This is a genomic window from Acidovorax sacchari, from assembly GCF_042847045.1.
Classification (GTDB): Bacteria; Pseudomonadota; Gammaproteobacteria; order Burkholderiales; family Burkholderiaceae_C; genus Paracidovorax; species Paracidovorax sacchari.
In genome coordinates this window covers 1577954-1596204 of record NZ_AP035783.1, presented here as the reverse complement: position 1 = coordinate 1596204, position 18251 = coordinate 1577954, and the positions used below count along the sequence as shown (strand labels likewise).

At 69.5% G+C, this 18251-nt stretch carries 19 protein-coding genes; 13 read left to right on the top strand and 6 right to left on the bottom strand.

Translation table 11 applies throughout. From position 1 onward, the window contains the following. The first annotated feature begins 2 nt into the window (after nucleotides 1-2). From ACGHC0_RS07215 to ACGHC0_RS07165, 11 genes are read left to right on the top strand one after another with little or no spacing between them, the layout of a single operon-like run. On the top strand, nucleotides 3-1757 hold the full coding sequence (locus ACGHC0_RS07215; protein ID WP_415267799.1) for a glycosyltransferase: 1755 nt from the start codon (nucleotides 3-5) through the stop codon (nucleotides 1755-1757). Further along, nucleotides 1754-2179 carry an acyl-CoA thioesterase gene (locus tag ACGHC0_RS07210; protein WP_368354585.1) on the top strand — a complete coding sequence of 142 codons (426 nt, stop codon included), beginning with the start codon at nucleotides 1754-1756 and terminating at the stop codon, nucleotides 2177-2179. The genes ACGHC0_RS07215 and ACGHC0_RS07210 overlap by 4 nt, the downstream gene beginning before the upstream one ends. Further along, a complete protein-coding gene (locus ACGHC0_RS07205; RefSeq protein ID WP_415267798.1) occupies nucleotides 2167-2802 on the top strand; it encodes an outer membrane lipoprotein carrier protein LolA in 636 nt (211 codons plus the stop codon). The genes ACGHC0_RS07210 and ACGHC0_RS07205 overlap by 13 nt, the downstream gene beginning before the upstream one ends. Beyond that, nucleotides 2799-5150: an MMPL family transporter gene (locus tag ACGHC0_RS07200; protein WP_368354583.1), complete on the top strand. Its 2352-nt coding sequence runs from the start codon at nucleotides 2799-2801 to the stop codon at nucleotides 5148-5150. Before ACGHC0_RS07205 ends, ACGHC0_RS07200 begins: the two co-directional genes overlap by 4 nt. Further along, the gene (locus tag ACGHC0_RS07195; RefSeq protein WP_415267797.1) at nucleotides 5147-5758 is read left to right on the top strand and encodes a DUF3261 domain-containing protein; all 612 of its coding nucleotides are present in this window, start codon (nucleotides 5147-5149) and stop codon (nucleotides 5756-5758) included. Before ACGHC0_RS07200 ends, ACGHC0_RS07195 begins: the two co-directional genes overlap by 4 nt. Next, the gene (locus tag ACGHC0_RS07190; RefSeq protein ID WP_415267796.1) at nucleotides 5755-6945 is read left to right on the top strand and encodes a beta-ketoacyl-[acyl-carrier-protein] synthase family protein; all 1191 of its coding nucleotides are present in this window, start codon (nucleotides 5755-5757) and stop codon (nucleotides 6943-6945) included. Before ACGHC0_RS07195 ends, ACGHC0_RS07190 begins: the two co-directional genes overlap by 4 nt. 7 nt (nucleotides 6946-6952) lie before the next feature. Then, the gene (locus tag ACGHC0_RS07185; RefSeq protein ID WP_368354580.1) at nucleotides 6953-7429 is read left to right on the top strand and encodes a beta-hydroxyacyl-ACP dehydratase; all 477 of its coding nucleotides are present in this window, start codon (nucleotides 6953-6955) and stop codon (nucleotides 7427-7429) included. Nucleotides 7430-7484: 55 nt separating this feature from the next. Continuing rightward, a complete protein-coding gene (locus tag ACGHC0_RS07180; RefSeq protein ID WP_107129022.1) occupies nucleotides 7485-8213 on the top strand; it encodes a 3-ketoacyl-ACP reductase FabG2 in 729 nt (242 codons plus the stop codon). Continuing rightward, the gene (locus ACGHC0_RS07175; protein WP_415267795.1) at nucleotides 8213-9439 is read left to right on the top strand and encodes a beta-ketoacyl-ACP synthase; all 1227 of its coding nucleotides are present in this window, start codon (nucleotides 8213-8215) and stop codon (nucleotides 9437-9439) included. The genes ACGHC0_RS07180 and ACGHC0_RS07175 overlap by 1 nt, the downstream gene beginning before the upstream one ends. Before the next feature lie 41 nt (nucleotides 9440-9480). Continuing rightward, nucleotides 9481-9906 (top strand): hypothetical protein, encoded by a 426-nt coding sequence (locus ACGHC0_RS07170; protein WP_415267794.1) that lies wholly within the window; start codon nucleotides 9481-9483, stop codon nucleotides 9904-9906. Nucleotide 9907: 1 nt separating this feature from the next. Further along, nucleotides 9908-11158: a beta-ketoacyl synthase N-terminal-like domain-containing protein gene (locus ACGHC0_RS07165; RefSeq protein ID WP_415267793.1), complete on the top strand. Its 1251-nt coding sequence runs from the start codon at nucleotides 9908-9910 to the stop codon at nucleotides 11156-11158. A gap of 70 nt (nucleotides 11159-11228) precedes the next feature. On the opposite strand, the gene ACGHC0_RS07160 is transcribed toward ACGHC0_RS07165, so the two are convergent. Next, complete coding sequence (locus ACGHC0_RS07160) at nucleotides 11229-11936, bottom strand: methyltransferase domain-containing protein (protein WP_415267792.1); 708 nt, start codon at nucleotides 11934-11936, stop codon at nucleotides 11229-11231. A gap of 93 nt (nucleotides 11937-12029) precedes the next feature. Here ACGHC0_RS07160 and ACGHC0_RS07155 point away from each other — a divergent pair, with 93 nt between their 5' ends. Continuing rightward, entirely contained in the window at nucleotides 12030-12299 is a 270-nt protein-coding gene (locus ACGHC0_RS07155) for a VF530 family DNA-binding protein (protein ID WP_368354576.1), read from the top strand. Between the two features lie 58 nt (nucleotides 12300-12357). Here ACGHC0_RS07155 and ACGHC0_RS07150 read toward each other — a convergent pair whose 3' ends face one another. From ACGHC0_RS07150 to ACGHC0_RS07140, 3 genes are read right to left on the bottom strand one after another with little or no spacing between them, the layout of a single operon-like run. Further along, entirely contained in the window at nucleotides 12358-13266 is a 909-nt protein-coding gene (locus ACGHC0_RS07150) for an EamA family transporter (protein ID WP_368354575.1), read from the bottom strand. Then, nucleotides 13263-14405: an adenosylhomocysteinase gene (locus tag ACGHC0_RS07145; RefSeq protein ID WP_107129017.1), complete on the bottom strand. Its 1143-nt coding sequence runs from the start codon at nucleotides 14403-14405 to the stop codon at nucleotides 13263-13265. Before ACGHC0_RS07145 ends, ACGHC0_RS07150 begins: the two co-directional genes overlap by 4 nt. Before the next feature lie 6 nt (nucleotides 14406-14411). Continuing rightward, on the bottom strand, nucleotides 14412-14996 hold the full coding sequence (locus tag ACGHC0_RS07140) for an NUDIX hydrolase (protein ID WP_107129016.1): 585 nt from the start codon (nucleotides 14994-14996) through the stop codon (nucleotides 14412-14414). Nucleotides 14997-15255: 259 nt separating this feature from the next. Between ACGHC0_RS07140 and ACGHC0_RS07135 the strand changes: the two genes are divergently transcribed. Then, on the top strand, nucleotides 15256-15597 hold the full coding sequence (locus tag ACGHC0_RS07135; protein ID WP_107129015.1) for a DUF4148 domain-containing protein: 342 nt from the start codon (nucleotides 15256-15258) through the stop codon (nucleotides 15595-15597). Nucleotides 15598-15668: 71 nt separating this feature from the next. Here ACGHC0_RS07135 and ACGHC0_RS07130 read toward each other — a convergent pair whose 3' ends face one another. Together ACGHC0_RS07130 and ACGHC0_RS07125 are read right to left on the bottom strand one after the other, a co-directional pair. Further along, complete coding sequence (locus ACGHC0_RS07130; RefSeq protein ID WP_368354572.1) at nucleotides 15669-16643, bottom strand: alpha-E domain-containing protein; 975 nt, start codon at nucleotides 16641-16643, stop codon at nucleotides 15669-15671. A gap of 1 nt (nucleotide 16644) precedes the next feature. Continuing rightward, nucleotides 16645-18201 carry a circularly permuted type 2 ATP-grasp protein gene (locus ACGHC0_RS07125; RefSeq protein ID WP_415267791.1) on the bottom strand — a complete coding sequence of 519 codons (1557 nt, stop codon included), beginning with the start codon at nucleotides 18199-18201 and terminating at the stop codon, nucleotides 16645-16647. Nucleotides 18202-18251 lie beyond the last annotated feature (50 nt).

Below are 18251 nucleotides of genomic sequence, written 5' to 3'. Positions count from 1 at the left end.
CCATGGCATTCCGCCCCTGCCTCATCATCCCCATCTACAACCACGGGGACACCATCGCCGCCACGGTCGCCCGGCTCGCGGTGCACGGCCTGCCCATCTACATCGTGGACGACGGCAGCGACGCCCCGACGCAGCAAGCGCTGGCCGCCGTCGCCGCCGCGTGCCCGCAGGTGCGCCTGTCGCGCCTGCCCGCCAACCAGGGCAAGGGGGCTGCCGTGATGGACGGCATGCGCCGGGCGCTGCGCGACGGCATGAGCCACGCGCTGCAGATCGATGCGGACGGCCAGCACGACACCGGAGACGTTCCGCGCTTTCTCGCATGCGGCGAACGCCATCCGGACGCCGTGGTGTGCGGCCAGCCCATCTACGACGCCTCGGTGCCCAGGAAGCGGCTCTACGGCCGCTACGTGACGCATTTCTGGGTGTGGGTGGAAACCCTGTCGTTCGCCGTCCGCGATTCGATGTGCGGCTTCCGGCTCTATCCCCTGGCGCCCACCTGCGCACTCATCGACACGCACCGCATTCCCGCGCGGATGGCTTTCGACATCGAGATCATCGTGCGCCTCTGCTGGGCCGGCCTGCCGGTGCGCAACATCCGCACCCGGGTCACCTACCCGGAGGGCGGCCTGTCGCATTTCGACATGCTGCGGGACAACCTGCGCATCTCGTGGATGCACACCCGCCTCAGCCTGGGCATGCTCCCTCGGTTTCCGTGGATCGTGGCGCGCCGTCTGCGCGGCGCCCCCGCATCCGCCCCGGCGCAGGCATCGCAGCCACACTGGACGCGGATCGCCGAGCGCGGGAGCTCGCTGGGCCTGGCGATCGTGGCGGCCACCTACCGGCTGCTCGGCCCCCGCGCCGTCGGCTGGATGCTCTATCCGATCATCGCGTACTTCCATGCGGCCGCCGGGCCCGCACGCCGCGCATCGCAGACTTACCTCGCACGAGTGCATGCCTGTGGCGGGCTGCCCCGGCCGCCCCGTGCCCGCGACAGCTTCCGGCACATGATGGCCTTCGCACGCTCCAGCGTCGAGAAGCTGGCGGCATGGAGCGGCAAGGCCACGGCCACGCGCGTGCACTTCCCGCAGCAGGCGCTGTTCGACGAACTGGTCGCCTCCCGGCGCGGCGCACTGCTCGTCAGCGCGCACCTGGGCAACCTGGAGATGGCGCGTGCCATGGCCCACGCCGGGCAGCAGGTCACGGTGAACGCCGTGATGTACACGGACCATGCCCAGCGGTTCCACCGGATGCTGTCGCGCGTGAACGGCGGCTTCGATTTCAACCTGCTGCAGGTCTCCAGCCTGGGGCCCGACACGGCGATCCTGCTGCAGGAGAAGATCGACCGCGGCGAGTTGCTGGTCATCGTGGGCGACCGCACGCCGCCGGGCTCCCCCGGGCAGGCCTCCCGCACCTGCACGGCCGATTTCCTCGGACAGCCCGCCCTCTTCCCGGAAGGTCCGTTCATCCTCGCGAGCCTGCTGGACTGCCCCGTCTACCTGTTCTTCTGCCTGCCCGGCCCCGACGGCTATACCATCCACTTGGAACCGTTCGCGGAGCGCATCGAGCTGCCCCGCCGCGAACGTAAGCAGCGCCTGCAGGACTACGTGCGCGCCTATGCGCGCCGGCTGGAGTCCTACTGCCTGGCCGCGCCGCTGCAATGGTTCAACTTCTTCGATTTCTGGCACACCGCGACGCCCGCCGCCCTGCCAACGCAGCAGCCCGCCGGCGAGGCGCCCATCCACACCCGTACCGAATGAATCCGCTTTTGCTTTCCGCCAGCATCGACGTGGAGATCCCGTTCCACGACGTGGACACCATGGACGTCGCCTGGCACGGCCACTACGTCAAGTATTTCGAGTTGGCCCGCTGCGCCCTGCTGCGCCGCTTCGACTACGACTACCCCCAGATGAAGGCTTCGGGCTATCTCTGGCCCGTCGTGGAATGCCACCTGAAATACGTGCGCCCCGCGCTGTATGGCCAGCGCGTGCGGGTCGAGGCGGCATTGGCCGAATACGAGAACCGCATCAAGATCCGCTACGAGATCCGCGACACGGCCAGCGACACCCTCCTCACCAAGGGCCACACGGTGCAGCTGGCCGTGGATGCAGCCACCCGGGAGCTGCAGTTCGTCTCGCCGCCCATCGTGTTCGCCAACCTGGAGCGCGCATGCGCACGCTGACCGCCGCCCTGCGCCTGGCGGCGCTCGCGCTGTGGCTGGCCCTGCCCGTCCACGCGGCCACCGCCGACACTGCCACCCTGTCCGGCCTCGCGGAGCACGTCGCGCAGTACCCGGTGGTCCGTGCCGATTTCACGCAGACCCGGCAGATGGCGGCGCTCAAGCGCCCTGTGGTCACGACCGGCAAGATCGTCTATTCGCGCGAACGCGGCGTGCTGTGGCAGATCGAGAAGCCCTACGCGATGACCTACGTGCTGCAGGACGACAAGGTGGTGGAGATCGGCGCCGACGGGCAGCGGCGCGAGCGTCAGGTACAGGGCCTGGCAGAGATCGGCCGCGTCTTCCGCGCGGTGCTGAGCGCCGACGCGCAGGCGCTGGCCGGCTACTTCGACATTGCCGTGCGGGGAACCACCGCGCAGTGGACCCTGGAGCTGAAGCCGCGCCAGCCGCAGATGGCACAGGTCATGGAGCGCATCCAGATCACCGGTGACCAGTTCGTGCAGACGCTGCGCATGGACGAAGCGGGCGGCGACAGCACGTCCCTGCGGTTCCGCGGCACGCAGGGCGCGGCCGCGCTCTCGGACGCCGAGCTGCAGCGCTTCAACGGCGTGCCCCGCACCCCATGAACGCGGTTCGCCTGCGCGCGTGGATCTGGCTGGCCATCGCGGTCCTGCTGGGTGCCGCGTGCGTGCTGCAGTTCACGCACTCCGCGCGCCTGCAGACCAACCTGCTGACGCTGCTGCCCGCGACCGAGCGCAACCCCGTGGCGGAAGACGCGGTGAACCGGCTGGCGGATACCGTGGGCAACCGTGCGGTGTTCCTGGTGGGCGGCGTGCCGCTGGAGACCGCGGCCCGCGCCGCACGCGGATTCGCCCGGGCGCTCCAGGATTCGGGCGCCTTCCGCCAGGTTACTTCCGACATCCCGCCCACCGACCTGGGGCGGCTCACGGCCATCTACCGGGAGCACCGCCACGGCCTGCTTTCCGCGGCGGACCGCGAGGCGCTCCGGGCAGGCCGCCCGGCGCTCGCCGCACGCCTGCAGGCCAAGCTGAACGCCCCCCTGCGCCTGGGGCTGTCGCTGCCGCTGGCGGACGACCCCTTCGGCTTCGCCGATGCGTGGCTGTCCGCGCTGCCGCTGGCCGACCTCCGGCTCCAGCCCGCCGACGGCCTGCTGGTGGTGCGCGACCACGGCGCCGCCTGGGTGCTGGTCACGGCCGAACTGAAGGGATCGGCGTACGACGACCGCATCCAGCGGCCGGTGCTGCGCGCCACCACCGGCGCCGAACAGGCACTCGCCCGCGCATTCCCTGAAGTGCGGCTGCTGCGCGCCGGCACCGTCTTCTATGCCCAGGCCGCACGCTCCAGCGCCGAAACCGAATTCCACCTCATCGGCGCGGGGTCGCTGGTGGGCATGCTCGTGCTGCTCTACCTCGTGTTCCGCTCGCCGCGCCCCCTGGCCCTGGGCCTGCTGTCAGTGGCGTTCGGCATCTGCGCCGGGCTGGTGGCCACCATCCAGGTGTACGGAGAGATCCACCTCATCACCCTGGTCTTCGGCGCCAGCCTGATCGGCGAGGCCATCGACTATTCGGTGCAGTATTTCGCGGCCCACCTCGGGGCTGGCCCGGCGTGGGAGCCGCTGGGCGCACTGCGCCGCATCACGCCGGGCCTCGCCATGGCGCTCGCCACCAGCCTGCTGGGCTACGGCGCCCTGTGGTTCGCGCCGTTCCCCGCGCTGTCGCAGATCGCGCTGTTCGCCCTGGCGGGACTGTCCGCGGCGTGGCTGAGCGTGTTCCTGCTGCTGCCGGCGCTGCTGCGGCGCCCCAGCACCCGGGACCCGGCCGCGGCCTTCCAGCTGCCCCGGCGCCTGCTGGCCTGGTGGCAGGCCCACATGGACCTGCGGCGCTGCCTGCTGCTCATGGGCGGGCTGCTGATCGCCGCCGTTCCGGGGTGGTGGCAATTGCGCGGCGACGACGACATCCGCCTGCTCATCGACCGGCCGGCCGCCCTGCTCGCGCAGGAACGGCAACTCCGGGAGCTGGCGGGCCTGGGCCAGACCGGCCAGTTCATACTCGTCGAAGGATCGAGTCCGGACGAAGTCCTGGCCCGCGAAGAAGCGCTTGCCACGCGGCTGGCACCGCTGGTGGCAGACGGCGCCCTGGGCGGGTGGCAGGCGCTCTCGTCGTTCGTGCCCTCCGCGCAGCGCCAGAAAGACAATCATGCGCTGCTGGCCGCGCACGTCTATGCCGACGAATCCGCGCTCAGCACCCTGCTGGACGACGCGGGCGTGCGCGACGACATCGCCGCCCGGCAGAAGCCGCAGTTCCTGGCGGCCGAGGGCCGGACGCTCTCGCTGCAGGACTGGCTGCAGGCACCCGTCTCCGCCCCGTTCCGCCACCTGTGGCTGGGTACGACCGCGCACGGTTATGCCAGCATCGTGCTTCCGCAGGGGCTGCAGCGGCCTGACGACGTTCGCCGGGCGGTGGACGTGCTTCCGGGCGTGGCGTTCGTGGACAAGGCCGGCAGCATCTCGGCGCTGTTCCGCCAGTACCGGCTGGGCAGCGTGCAATGGCTCGTGTGCGCCCTGGCGCTCGTGTACGGCGTGCTGTGCCTGCGCTACGGCGCCCGCAAGGCCACCGGGGTGCTCGCCCCGACCGTGCTCGCCATGGGACTGGCCCTGGCCTGCTTCGGCTACGCGCACGTGCCGCTCACGCTGTTCCACCTCATGGGGCTGATGCTGGTGCTCGGCGTGGGCGTCAACTACCCGATCTTCCTGCTGGAAGGCGGAGGCAACGAAGCGGCCACCCTCTCGGGCGTGCTGCTGTCCGCGGGTACCACGCTGCTCTCGTTCGGCCTGCTGGCCTTCAGCTCGATGCCCGCCCTGTCGGGGTTCGGCGCCACGCTGCTCGTGGGCATCGGCATGTCCGTGCTGCTGTCGCCGGTGGTGCTGAGCCTGGATGCGCGGAGGCCGCGATGACGCCGCGCAGGGCATGGATCGCCGTGAATCCGGCCCGGCTGGCTGGCCTGGCGGCCGTGGCTGCGGCCCTGGCCGGCTGCGGCCCGGACGACGGCCGCTGCGCACCGCTGCCCGGCGGCGGGCAGTACTGCCTGCAGCCCACGGCCGATGTGGTGCCCTTCGACGTCCAGCAGAAGGCGACGGTGCGATTCCGCGGCCATGCCGAAACCATGATCGTGCAGATGGAAGTGGATGCGCAGGGCATCCGCTTCGTCGGACTGACGCCGTTCGGGCACAAGGTGGTGGACGTGGAATACGACAACCGCGCCGTGCGGGTCCACGCGCTGCCCGACCGGCGCCTGGACGCACGGCTGCTGCTGGCGCTCGTGCAGATCGCCCAATGGCCCGCGGACAGCGTGCGGGCCGGGCTGTCTGCCGGCCTGTCGCTGGATGCGGCCGATCCCCATCACGTCCGCGTGCAGGACCGGGACGGCGCCACGGCGGTAGCGGTGCGCCGCGAGGGAAGCGCCCCGCCCTACGACCGTGCGGACATCGACCTGCCCGGCCCGGGCCTCGCGCTCGCCCTGGACACCCTGCCGGCTCCGGATGCCGCGGAGCCTTCGCCATGACCTCCCGCATCTACCTCCCGGCCTTGGGCCTGGTCAATGCCCTCGGGCACTCCGTGGACGCCGTGGCGGACGGACTGTTCCGCGGCGACACCACCGGCATGGTGCTGGAGGATGGCTGGATTCCCAATCGCCCTGCCCGCGTGGGCCGCGCACGCGCAGAGGACCTGCCCGCCGTCCCGGAGTCGCTCGCGGCCTGGGACTGCCGCAACAACCGGCTGCTGCTGCAGGCGCTCGCGCAGATCGCCCCGGCGGTGAACGAGGCCGTGGCCCGCCATGGCAGCCCGCGCATCGGCGTGGTGCTGGGCACCAGCACCTCGGGCGTGGCCGAAGGCGAGGCGGCCCTGGCCCACCACCGCGCCCATGCCGGCCTGCCCCGCGGTTACGCCTACACGCAGCAGGAAATCGGCATGCCCGGGCCCTTCCTCGCGCGCTGCCTGGGCCTGTCCGGTCCGGCCTACACCATCTCGACGGCCTGCACATCGAGCGCCAAGGCCTTCGCCAGCGCGCGCCGGCTGCTGCGCCACAAGCTGTGCGACGCGGTGCTCGTGGGTGGCGTGGACTCGCTCTGCCGCCTGACGGTCAACGGTTTCACCTCGCTCGAATCCACCTCGTCCGACGTCTGCAACCCCATGAGCCGGCACCGCTGCGGCATCAACATCGGGGAAGGCGCCGCGCTGTTCCTCATGACCCGAGAGCCGGCCCCCGTCGAACTCCTGGGCATCGGGGAGTCCAGCGACGCCCACCACATCTCCGCGCCCCATCCGGAGGGCCTGGGCGCCGAACTGGCGATGCGGGCCGCGCTCGCGGACGCGCAACTGCCGCCCGCCGCCGTCGGCTACCTGAACCTGCACGCCACCGCCACGCCCAAGAACGACCAGATGGAAAGCCTCGCGGTGGCGCGCGTCTTCGCGGACGGGGTCTGCGCCAGCGGCACCAAGCCGCTCACGGGCCATACGCTCGGCGCGGCCGGCGCGACCGAACTGGCCTTCTGCTGGCTGGCCGTCACGCGCGGATTCATCCCTCCCCACATCTGGGACGCGCAGCCGGACCCGGAGCTCGCGCCCCTGCGTCTGGCCGGCCCCGGCGAGCATTTCGCGCCGGGCGCGCGGCGCATCGCCATGAGCAATTCGTTCGCCTTCGGCGGCAGCAACGCGAGCCTGCTGCTGGGCCTCTGCCCGGAAAGATAATCGCCCGATGAACGCGCCCACCCTCCCGTTTCCGGACGTCGCGGAGCTGCTGCCCCACCGCGGCACCATGCTGCTGCTCGATCGCGTGACCGGCTTCACCGAGGATGCGGCCACGGTGCAGGCCACGCCCGAGACGGGCGCCTGGTACGCGGACGCGCAGGGGAGCATGCCCGCATGGATCGGGCTGGAGCTGATGGCGCAGGCCGTGGGCGTGCACGTCGGGCTGGCCCACCACTACCAGGGGCTGCCGCAGAAAGCTGGCGTGCTGCTCGGCACCCGCAGCTACCGCAGCGCGGTGGCGAGCTTTCCCGCGGGCGTGCCGCTGGTGGTGCATGCGGCGATGGCGTTCCGGGATCCTTCGGGCCTGGGCTCCTACGAATGCACGATCTCCCAACCCGGCAACCCCACCCTCCTGGCCGAGGCCACGCTCAAGGTCTTCGAGCCGGAGGACTTCCACGCCTTTGTCCAGGAAAATCCCGCATGAAAAACAACAGGACACGCTCCACGAAGACTCCGCACGGCGCCACAGGAGGCCGGCCGTGAGCGCGCGCCGCGTCCTCGTGACCGGCGGCAGCCGCGGCATCGGCAAGGCGATCGCCCTGCAGCTCGCGCGCGATGGCTTCGCCGTCACCGTGCACTGCCGCAGCGGCCTGGATCAGGCGCAGCGCACCATCGACGAGATCGCGGCGCAGGGCGGCACGGCGCAGGTGCTGGCCTTCGATGTCCGCGACCGCGCTGGCGCCCGCACCGCCCTGGAGCAGGACCTGCAAGCGCACGGGGCCTACTACGGCATCGTCTGCAACGCGGGCATCTCGCGCGACAACGCATTCCCCGCGATGTCGGAAGACGACTGGGACAGCGTGCTGGACACCAGCCTGGACGGTTTCTTCAACGTCGTGCACCCCCTGTGCATGCCCATGGTGCGCACCCGCAAGGGGGGCCGCATCGTCACCATCGCCTCGGTGTCGGGCCTGATGGGCAACCGCGGCCAGGTGAACTACAGCGCTGCCAAGGCCGGACTCATCGGCGCCACGAAGGCGCTGGCCGTGGAATTGGCCAGCCGCCGCATCACCGTCAACTGCGTGGCCCCCGGCCTCATCGAGACCGACATGACCGGCGACCTGCCGCTCGAGGAAGCGCTGCGCGTCGTGCCCATGAACCGCGTCGGCCGGCCCGAGGAAGTGGCGGCGGCGGTGTCGTTCCTGATGTCCGACGCGGCCGGCTACATCACCCGCCAGGTGATCGGCGTCAACGGGGGCATCGTCTAGTGAAGCGGGTCGTCGTCACCGGCATGGCCGGCATCACCGCGCTGGGCGAGCGCTGGACGGACATCGAGGCGGCGCTGCGCGCCCGCCGCAGCGGCGTGCGCAGCATGCCGGAGCTCGACACCTTCACCGAACTGCACACCCGCCTCGCCGCGCCTGTCACGCACTTCCAGGCTCCCACGCACTACCCACGCAAGCTGCTGCGCTCGATGGGCCGCGTATCGCAGATGGCGGTGCGCGCCAGCGAGATGGCGCTGGAAGACGCGGGCCTGCTCGCCGATCCCGCCGTGACCGACGGCCGCATGGGCATCGCCTACGGATCGTCGTCGGGCAGTACCGAGCCGATCCGGGTATTCGGGCGCATGCTGGAAACCGGATCGATGCTGGGCGTCACCTCGACCAGCTACATCCAGATGATGTCGCACACCACGGCGGTGAACATCGGGCTGTTCTTCGGCCTCAAGGGGCGCGTGGTTCCCACGTCCAGCGCCTGCACGTCCGGCAGCCAGGGCATCGGCTATGCGTACGAGGCCATCCGCTACGGCCGCCAGGCCCTGATGCTCTGCGGCGGCGCCGAAGAACTCTCGGCGCCCGGCATCGCGGTGTTCGACACGCTGTTCGCCACCAGCACGCGCAACGCTGCGCCATCGGAGACGCCGCGGCCGTTCGACCGCGACCGCGACGGCCTCGTGGTGGGCGAGGGGGCCGCCACCCTCGTGCTGGAAGAGTACGAGCATGCGAAGGCGCGCGGCGCGACCATCCATGCGGAAGTCATCGGCTTCGGCTGCAATTCGGACGGAGTCCACGTCACCCAGCCCGAGGCCGGCACCATGGCCGTCGCCATGCGCCAGGCCCTGGAGGACGCAGGGCTCGCGGCATCGGACATCGACTACGTGAGCGCGCACGGCACTGCCACCGAGCGCGGCGACATCGCCGAGAGCCAGGCCACGGCCGACGTGATCGGCCCGCGCGTGCCGATCAGCTCGATGAAGAGCTACCTGGGCCACACCCTGGGCGCCTGCGGCGCCATCGAGGTCTGGTGGGCCATCGAGATGATGCGCCGGGGCTGGTTCGCACCCACCCTCAACCTGCAGCATCCCGACCCCGCCTGCGCGGCGCTCGGGCACATCGCACCCGAGGGCGCAGCCATTGATGCGCGGCACGTCATGAGCAACAACTTCGCCTTCGGGGGGATCAACACCTCGATCGTCCTGAAGCGCCCCGCCTGATCCTCCTTTCTCCCCACACTTCCTCCACTCCTGCACTTCCCATGAAACACTTCGCGATCGCAGCCTCCATCGCCGTGGCGGCGCTGGCCTCCCTTCCCGCAGAGGCCCGCACGCCCGTGCCGGTCATCAACCTGCTCCATATCGCCATTCCGGCGTCTGCCTCCCAGGAGCGCACCGACGCGCAGGTCCGGCAGGCCATCACCATGGCCGCCCAGGCCAAGGGCTGGACCGTCGCCGCACCGGAGGCCGGCAAGCTCGTCGCGACGCTGAACGTGCGCGGCAAGCACACCGTGATGGTGGACATTCCCTACGACAGCAAGTCCTATTCGCTGCTCTACCGGGACAGCGCCAACATGAAATACAGCCAGCTGAATGGCGAAGCCGTGATCCATCCCAACTACAACCGCTGGACCCAGGACCTGCGCACGGCCATCGACCAGGAACTGCTCAGAACCGCTCCGCTCTGACGTGCAGACCCCGCACACCGCAGCGCCCCCGCGCGCCCTGCGCCGCGTCGCCGTGACCGGCATGGGCATCGTCTCCTGCCTGGGCAACGACCTGCCCACCGTCGCCCGGGCGCTGCACGGCGGGCGCTCCGGCGTGCGGCACGTACCGGAATACGCCGAACTGGGCTTCAGGAGCCAGGTGGCGGGCATCCCCGATCTTTCTGGCGCGCCTCCGATCGACCGCAAGCTGGGCCGCTTCATGGGCGACGCCGCCCGCTATGCCTACCACGCCGCCCGCCAGGCCATCGACGATGCCGCGCTCGGCGCGGAAGATGTGGAGCACCCCCGCACGGGCCTGATCGTGGGCTCCGGCGTCGGCTCGCTGGCGGAGCACGCCGCGGCCATGGACGCGCTGCGCACCAGGGGCGCCTCCAAGATACCGCCCTACGCCACGCCGCGCGTCATGGGCAGCACCGCCTCGGCCAACCTCTCCACCGCGTTCGGCATCCAGGGCACCAGCTACACGCTGACCTCGGCCTGCGCCAGCTCGGCCCACTGCATCGGCCATGCGGCCGAGCTGATCCAGTGGGGCAAGCAGGACCGCGTCATCGCGGGCGGGGCGGAGGAAGTCCGCTGGACGAGCACCGCCCTCTTCGATGCCATGGGCGCGCTCGCAGCGGCGCGCAACGACGCGGCGGCGTCACGGCCCTACGACCAGGACCGGGACGGCTTCGTCATCGCCGGCGGCGCCGGCATCCTGGTGCTGGAAGAACTGGAACACGCCCGCCGCCGGGGCGCACGCATCCATGCCGAACTGGTGGGCTACGGCGCCTGCTCGGACGGCCTGGACATGGTCACGCCGGACAAGGCGGGTTGCGCCCGCGCCCTGCGCCTCGCATGGGACGAAGCGGGCCGCATCCCCATCGATTACGTGAACACGCACGGCACATCGACGCGCCTGGGAGACATCGGCGAGCTCCTCGCCCTGCGCGACGTGTTCGGCGCGGATATTCCGCCGCTCTCCTCCACCAAGGGCCTGACGGGCCACTCCATCGCCGCCGCCGCGGCGCAGGAGGCCATCTACTGCCTCCTGATGATGCAGGGCGGCTTCCTGGCCGGCAACGCGCACATCGACACCCCCGACCCGGACACGGAAGGCTTCCCGCTGCTCATGCACCGCGCAGACCGCACGGTGGACACCATCATGTCCAACAGCTTCGGCTTCGGCGGAACCAACGCGAGCCTCATCCTGCGCCGCTATCGCGGCGACTGAGCCGCGCGGCGGCCTGCACCTCCGCCGCGGTGGCAGCCCATGCGCGGGAACGGCGTGCCTGCCGCAGCGCTCAGCCCGTCCGCGGCCTGGTCGCGACGAGGTTGACCAGTGTTTCCTCGCGCTCGCGCGGCACGGGCCGGCCGATCCATTCCAGAAAGCCCAGGTCGGGCCGGCTCCACCAGAGATAAGGCATCGAAATGCGGGCGTCCGGCACGTCGAAGCCTGCGGCACGCACCATGGCGATGTATTCGCCGGCCGTGCGCTGCACGTCCATCGGATGGCGGAACAGCAGGCGGATCGGCAGCGAATGGATGTAGCGCCGCGTCGATTCCGCGAACAGCAGCATGCCGCCGGGCTTGAGCACGCGGAAGAACTCCGCCATCGCGGCCTCCTGCTCCACGATGTGGTGGAACGTCTGGTGGCACAGCAGCAGGTCGAATTCGCCATCGGGCACCGCCGCCATGCGCGCCGCGTTGCCGGCCAGCAGGCGCACCTCGCACGCGCATTGCGACGCTGCCTCCCGCGCACGTTCGTCGAGGCCCGGGTCCGCGTCCATGCCGACGATCACGTCCGGGGCGAAGCGCGCGGCGATCTCGTCGAAGGAATGGCCGAAGCCACAGCCCACGTCCATCACCTTGCGCACCCGCGGGGCCGGCGCGGGCATCAGGCGCTGCAGGTCGTCCAGCGCACGGCGCAGGACGTGCACCCGCCACGTGGCCGACTTCAGGAACCAGTTGCCGAACCGCGTTTCTTCGACGAAAGCCGGACTTGCTGCCATGGGATCGAGATTCTTTCTAACGGATTGCCCGGATTTTAGGATGCGGGCCGCGGAAGCTCTTCCGCCGGCCGCGAAATCACTATGCTTGGCGGCATGAACATGCCCGCGACACCGCCTGCCCAGCCCCGCAACCCTCTGCACGGCATCACGCTGGAGGCCATCGTGATCGCCCTGCAGCAGGAATACGGCTGGAAGGGCCTGGCAGAGCGCGTTCCCGTGCGCTGCTTCCAGAGCGAACCCAGCGTGTCGTCCAGCCTGAAGTTCCTGCGCAAGACGCCCTGGGCGCGCGAGAAGGTGGAAAGCCTCTACCTCTTCATGCTGCGGGACCGCAAGCGTGGCCATCCGCCCGCGAAAGGCCGCTGAACCCTGGCCGCGTGGCGGCCAACGCCCTGCCGTGCCCCGGGACGGCGCGCCGCAGGCATCATGGCAATGTCAGGTACCGGGCCACCGACAGCAGCGTGATGGCGAGAATGACCAGGAATTCCAGGCGATCGGGCCTTTCCCGCAGCAGCAGGGAGGAAAGCGCCATGGCCATCAACCCCGTCGTGTTCAGGATGGGCCAGGCCACGGCGGATGCGGCACTGGTGATGGCGTAGATGAAAGTCACCTGGGTGGCCACCGTGAGCAGGGCGCGCACGCCGAACAGCACATCCATCGATTGTCCTGGCCCCGTCGGGGCCCGTGCGCGCTGGAGGAAGAGCAGGGGCAGCGAAGACCACAGCGCACGCCATGCCATCACGGCCACCGCGAACGCGAGCAGGTTTCCGGAAGTCCGGGCAGAAGGGCCCTCCCCTGCCGAGAACAGCCATGGCGACAGGGTCGCCTGCAGCGTCAATGCCGCACAGATGATCGCAGCGCTCGCGATGAACCCGCGCCGCTTCTCGACGGCGCCGTGCTGCCAGAGCAGGGGCACGCAGGCCGCGGTGGTCGCCACGGCGAAGGCATAGGTGGCGGCGCTCCATTCCCCGGTGAGCCACAGGATGCCCAGGGGAATGAACAGGTCGGACAATTTGCCGGACACGGTCACCTGGTTCACGGTCAGTGCACGGAACGCATGGGAATAGGCATACGCGACGAGCTGGGCCAGCCCGCTGAAGACGATCGCCTTCCAGTCCAGCAGCCAGCCGAGCGGCGTCTCCCAGGAACGCAGGTACACCCCTGCAGCGCACAGCAGCAGGAGGGCGGGCAATGCGTTGTTGAGGAAATTGACCCGGACGATCGACAGGCCCTTCCTGCCGATCTGCTGCCGGTCTATCAGGTTCAGGCTGGCCCGGCACAGGGCGGAAGCCCACGCCACCGCCATGACCTCCTGCGCGGACAAGGTGTTCAATGCACCGCGCCCTGGCGCGAGAAGCGCGTGATCCACAGCTCGGAAATGAATTTCTTCGCATCGTCTCCCAGCTCCACCACCCGGTCCCGCGGGGCGTCGCCGATCCTGGAAAGCGCGAAGAGCAGCTCGGCCTGCACGAGGTCGATGAAGGGCCCGACCACGCCTCCGTGCATGAAATTGGCCGACTTGCCCTCGTTGCAGAGGAAGAACTGGTTGCCCTGCGCGTTCACCTGCAGCACGTGCCGGTGCCCGCCAGGGCTCGCGCTGGCGATCATGTCCTGGTGGTTCTCGATCTCGTCGTCGGCCGAGGTGGCGGTGAAGATGTAGGCATTGCGCCGGATGGCGCCCAGGTCGGACGTCACGATGGACCGGTTGCCGGTCGCGCCGAAAATGAGTTCCGACGATTTCAGCAATTCGTGCTTCGGCCCGGTGTGGTATCCGTGCGCCAGCGCCAGCACCTGGCGTATCGGGTTGGTGTCGTACACATCGACGCGGACGCCCTTGGCATGCAGGTGCCGGGCAATGCTCGATCCGATCTTCCCGTAGCCCAGCACCAGCGCCCTGCGGCCGGTCAGGATGTTCCCCAGTTCCCGCAGCAGGGCCTCGGCGGAAAACGTGATGGCCTGGCCGACGAGGAAATCCTCCGGCTCCTTGAGCTTGCTCCTGGCGACGGACATGACGGGACAGGGAAACATGGCCCCCCCGCCCGCCCGGATGCTGCGCAGTGCGGCGTCGTACTTCTGGTGTCCGTTCTCGGTGTCCTCGATGATGCCCACCAGTTGCGAAGGAAACGCCTTTTTCAGGGCGGCCAGGATGCCCGAGAAATAGCCTCCGGTGTCGATGGCCGCGAAAGGCGCCTCCCCGATCAGGCTGCGCAGGTGGGCGATGAAGCCGAGCGCGTTCTGCTGGATCCCGTCACGCGTGTAGTGGATCACCGGTACGTGCTCCTCGATCATGCGGCAGGTGGGTGCATGCAGGGAACTGGGCTTGGGAATGACCGCTGCCAGGGGCAGGCGTCCGTGGATGCCGAGGACGAAATTCTCGCTCCCGGGAACGATATGGGTCACGAGGACCAGCTTGCCCGCCCGCCCGGGAATGCTGCTGTCCAGAACCGCCTGGAAGAATGCCTTGGAATCCATGGCGGATCAGGCAGCCAGGCCGTGGCGGAAAATCTTCTGCCCGATACGGGACAAGCCTTCGCCGGACACCGCGGAAATCTCCGTCCACTGGCACTGGTGATTTTCCGCACTGCGGAGGATGGGTTTCGATTCATCCCTCACCAGCAGGTACCGGAAGTCGAAATGCATGTGCGCCGGCTCTCCCTTCGCAGGATTTTCGGGAATGGCATGGATGTCGATATCCAGGGGAATGCCCGCCCTGAGATGCCATGGATGGGCCAAGGTGGAGATGCCCGTTTCTTCCTGGACTTCCCGGATGGCGGCGTCGAGGGGCGCCTCGGAGGATTCGACATGGCCGCCGGGCTGCAGCCAACGCTTCAGGTAGGGGTGGAACACGAGCAGCACGGCGTCGCGCGAGAGGACGATGCCGCTGGCCGTCACGTGGCCGGGCGATGCGCTGCGCAGGGTGATGTCCCCGCCCCTGCCCAATTGCTCCGTCAGCGGAATCAGCGCGCCGGATTCCGAAGGATATTCCCGGAGATATTCATCGACGATATATCCCAGATCCGAAGGCACGCCATGGCGACCATCGCTTTCCAGCCTCTCGTTCATTGGCAGACCATTTCCAGATTTGAGCAGCCCTGGAATCTAGCAGGCCACAGTGCCGGGACCGCCGAAAGCCATTCATATTCCCGGTAAACAAAATTTATGAATATGCGAATGGATGCAGCGCCATCACCTCCGGCTCCGCCATCCGGGCCGTTCACGCCGCGGCTGCGGCGTTCCGTCGCTTTCTCCTCGCCCGGGCGAAGGCGGCCGCGCACAGTGAAGGCATGGAGAGCATGTCGCATTCTCCGCAGGAGCCCGAACCATGGCCAACCCCCTTCATCTTCCCGCGCGCACGCTGCTGCGCACCGCCACCTTCTGCACAGGCGCACTGCTGGCCGCCACGTTCGCCATCGCGCAACCCTCGGCCCCCGCGCCGTCGGGCACAAGAGCCGCAAGCCAGGCCGGCACGGATGGTTCGGCCGGGCAGCAGGGCCGCACGCGTGCCGAAGTGGTCGCGGAACTGGCCTGCGCCCGGGCCTCCGGCGAACTGGAGTCCATGGCGCTGCAGGGCTACGGCGTCGAGGGCCGGCCCATCGACCGCAGCGTTCCCGAATGCGCGCAGCAGCGCGTGCTCGCCTCGGGGGACACGCCGCAGTCCCGCTGACCCGGCTCCCGCCAGCAGCGCCGCCCCACCCACGGGGGGACGCCGCGCGCAGGCCGGGCCGGCGGGCCGTTTCAGGCGGGCACCGGCACCAGGAAATCCCGGCTGATGCCCGCGCCCAGGTCGTTCACGCGGTCCAGGAACTGCGTGAGGTAGGCATGCAGCCCGGTGGCCAGGATCTCGTCGATGCGGCCGTAGCGCAGGTCGGCCAGCAGGCGCCCGGCCTTGCGCTGCGTTTCCGCCGACTGGTCGTTGGCGACCACGGCGAGGTTGTCCACCACCTCGCGCAGGCTGGCGTGCAGCGAACGGGGCATGTCGGCCCGCAGCATGAGCAGGTCGGCCACGCGCTCGGGCGTGATCACGTCGCGGTACACCTTGCGGTACACCTCGAACGCAGACACGCTGCGCAGGATCGCGCTCCAGTGGTAGAAGTCGAACTCCTGCGGCGACGCCCGGCCGCGCTCGCGCATCGCCGAGCCGTGGAAGTCGCTCTGCACGGCATGGAACTTCACGTCCAGCAGCCGTGCCGTGTTGTCCGACCGCTCCAGGAAGGTGCCCAGGCGCAGGAAGTGGAAGGCCTCGTCCTGCAGCATGGTGCCCAGCGTCACGCCCCGCGAGAGGTGCGAGCGGTACTTCACCCATTCGAAGAACGCCCCCGGGTCGCGCTCGAAATCCCTGCCCTGCAGCTGCCGGTGCAGTTCCAGCCAGGTCTGGTTCTGCGTCTCCCAGATCTCGGTGGTCAGCGCGCCGCGCACGGCACGCGCATTCTCGCGGGCCGCGCGCAGGCACGAGAGAATGGACGAGGGGTTGTTCCCATCGCGCACCATGAACTCCAGCACGCCCTCGCGCGTGACCTCGCCATGGCGCGCGGTATAGGCCGGTATCAGCTCGCTGATCGACAGCAGGCCCAGCCAGCTCTCCTGCGCCACGTCGGCCGATTGCGGCAGCAGCGAGGTCTCGTAGCTGACGTTCAGCATGCGTGCGGTGTTCTCGGCCCGCTCGGTGTAGCGGGACATCCAGAACAGATGATCGGCAGTACGGCTCAGCATCTCAGTTCCCTCCCATCGACTGCGACATGGCCATGGTGCCCGGGGCGCCCAGGGCCTGCGTCATGCCGCCCATGGACTGCGACAGGCCCGTGGCGGGCGCGCCATTGGCATCGCCGTCGCCCAGCACCCAGGTGTCCTTCGTGCCGCCGCCCTGCGACGAATTGACGACCAGCGAGCCCTCCTTCAGCGCCACGCGCGTGAGGCCGCCGGCCACCATCTGCACCTTCTGGCCCGAGAGCACGAAGGGCCGCAGGTCGATGTGGCGCGGTGCGATGCCCGACTCCACGTAGGTGGGACAGCTGGAGAGCGACAGCGTGGGCTGCGCGATGTAGCCCGCCGGGTTCGCCAGCAGCGCGCCGCGGAACTCCTCGATTTCCGCCTTCGTCGCGGCGGGGCCGATCAGCATGCCGTAGCCGCCCGCGCCGTGCACCTCCTTCACCACCAGCTCGTGCAGGTGGTCCAGCACGTACTGCAGGTCGTCCCGCTTGCGGCACATCCACGTGGGCACGTTCGCCAGGATGGGCTCTTCGCCCAGGTAGAAACGGATCATCTCCGGCACGTACGGATAGACGGACTTGTCGTCCGCGATGCCCGTGCCCACGGCATTGCAGATCGCCACGTTGCCCGCGCGGTACGCGGCCATGAGGCCGGCGCAACCCAAAGTGGAGGTCGGGCGGAACACCTGCGGATCAAGGAAGTCGTCGTCCACGCGGCGGTAGATCACATCCACGCGCTGCAGTCCGCGGGTGGTGCGCATGTAGACGAAGTTGTCCTTGACGACCAGGTCCTGCCCCTCGACCAGTTCCACGCCCATCTGCTGCGCGAGGAATGCATGCTCGAAGTACGCGCTGTTGTACATGCCCGGGGTGAGCACCACCACCGAGGGCTCGGCCGCGCCGGCCGGCGCGCTGGCGCGCAGCGTGTCGAGCAGCAGGTCGGGGTAGTGGGCGACGGGCGCCACGCGGTGGTTGCGGAACAGCTCGGGGAAGAGCCGCATCATCATCTTGCGGTTCTCCAGCATGTACGACACGCCCGAGGGCACGCGCAGGTTGTCCTCCAGCACGTAGTAGATGCCGTTGCCCTGCCCGTCCGGCGCGCGCACGATGTCGATGCCGGCGATGTGGGCGTACACGTCGCGCGGCACGTCCACGCCCGCCATCTCGGGGCGGAACTGCGCATTGCCCACGATCAGGTCGGACGGCACGATGCCCGCGCGCAGAATGTCCTGGCCATGGTAGATGTCGTGGATGAAGCGGTTGAGCGCCGTCACCCGCTGCACGAGCCCCTGCTGCATGCGCGCCCACTCGTGGGCGGGAATGATGCGGGGGATCAGGTCGAAGGGGATGAGCCGCTCGGTGCCGGCCCCGTCCTCGTCCTTGGCGCCATAGACCGCGAAGGTGATGCCCACGCGGCGGAAGATCATCTCGGCCTCGGCGCGGCGCGCCTGCATCGCCTCGGCCGGCTGGCGCGACAGCCACTGGCCGTAGCGCTGGTAGTGGGGGCGCACATCGCTGCCATCGAAGGGCAGCATCTCGTACATCTCGTCGAACTTCTGCATCAGTGGTGCCTCCTGCAGCCAGCATAGCAAGTTGCAAGCCTGCTCGTCCG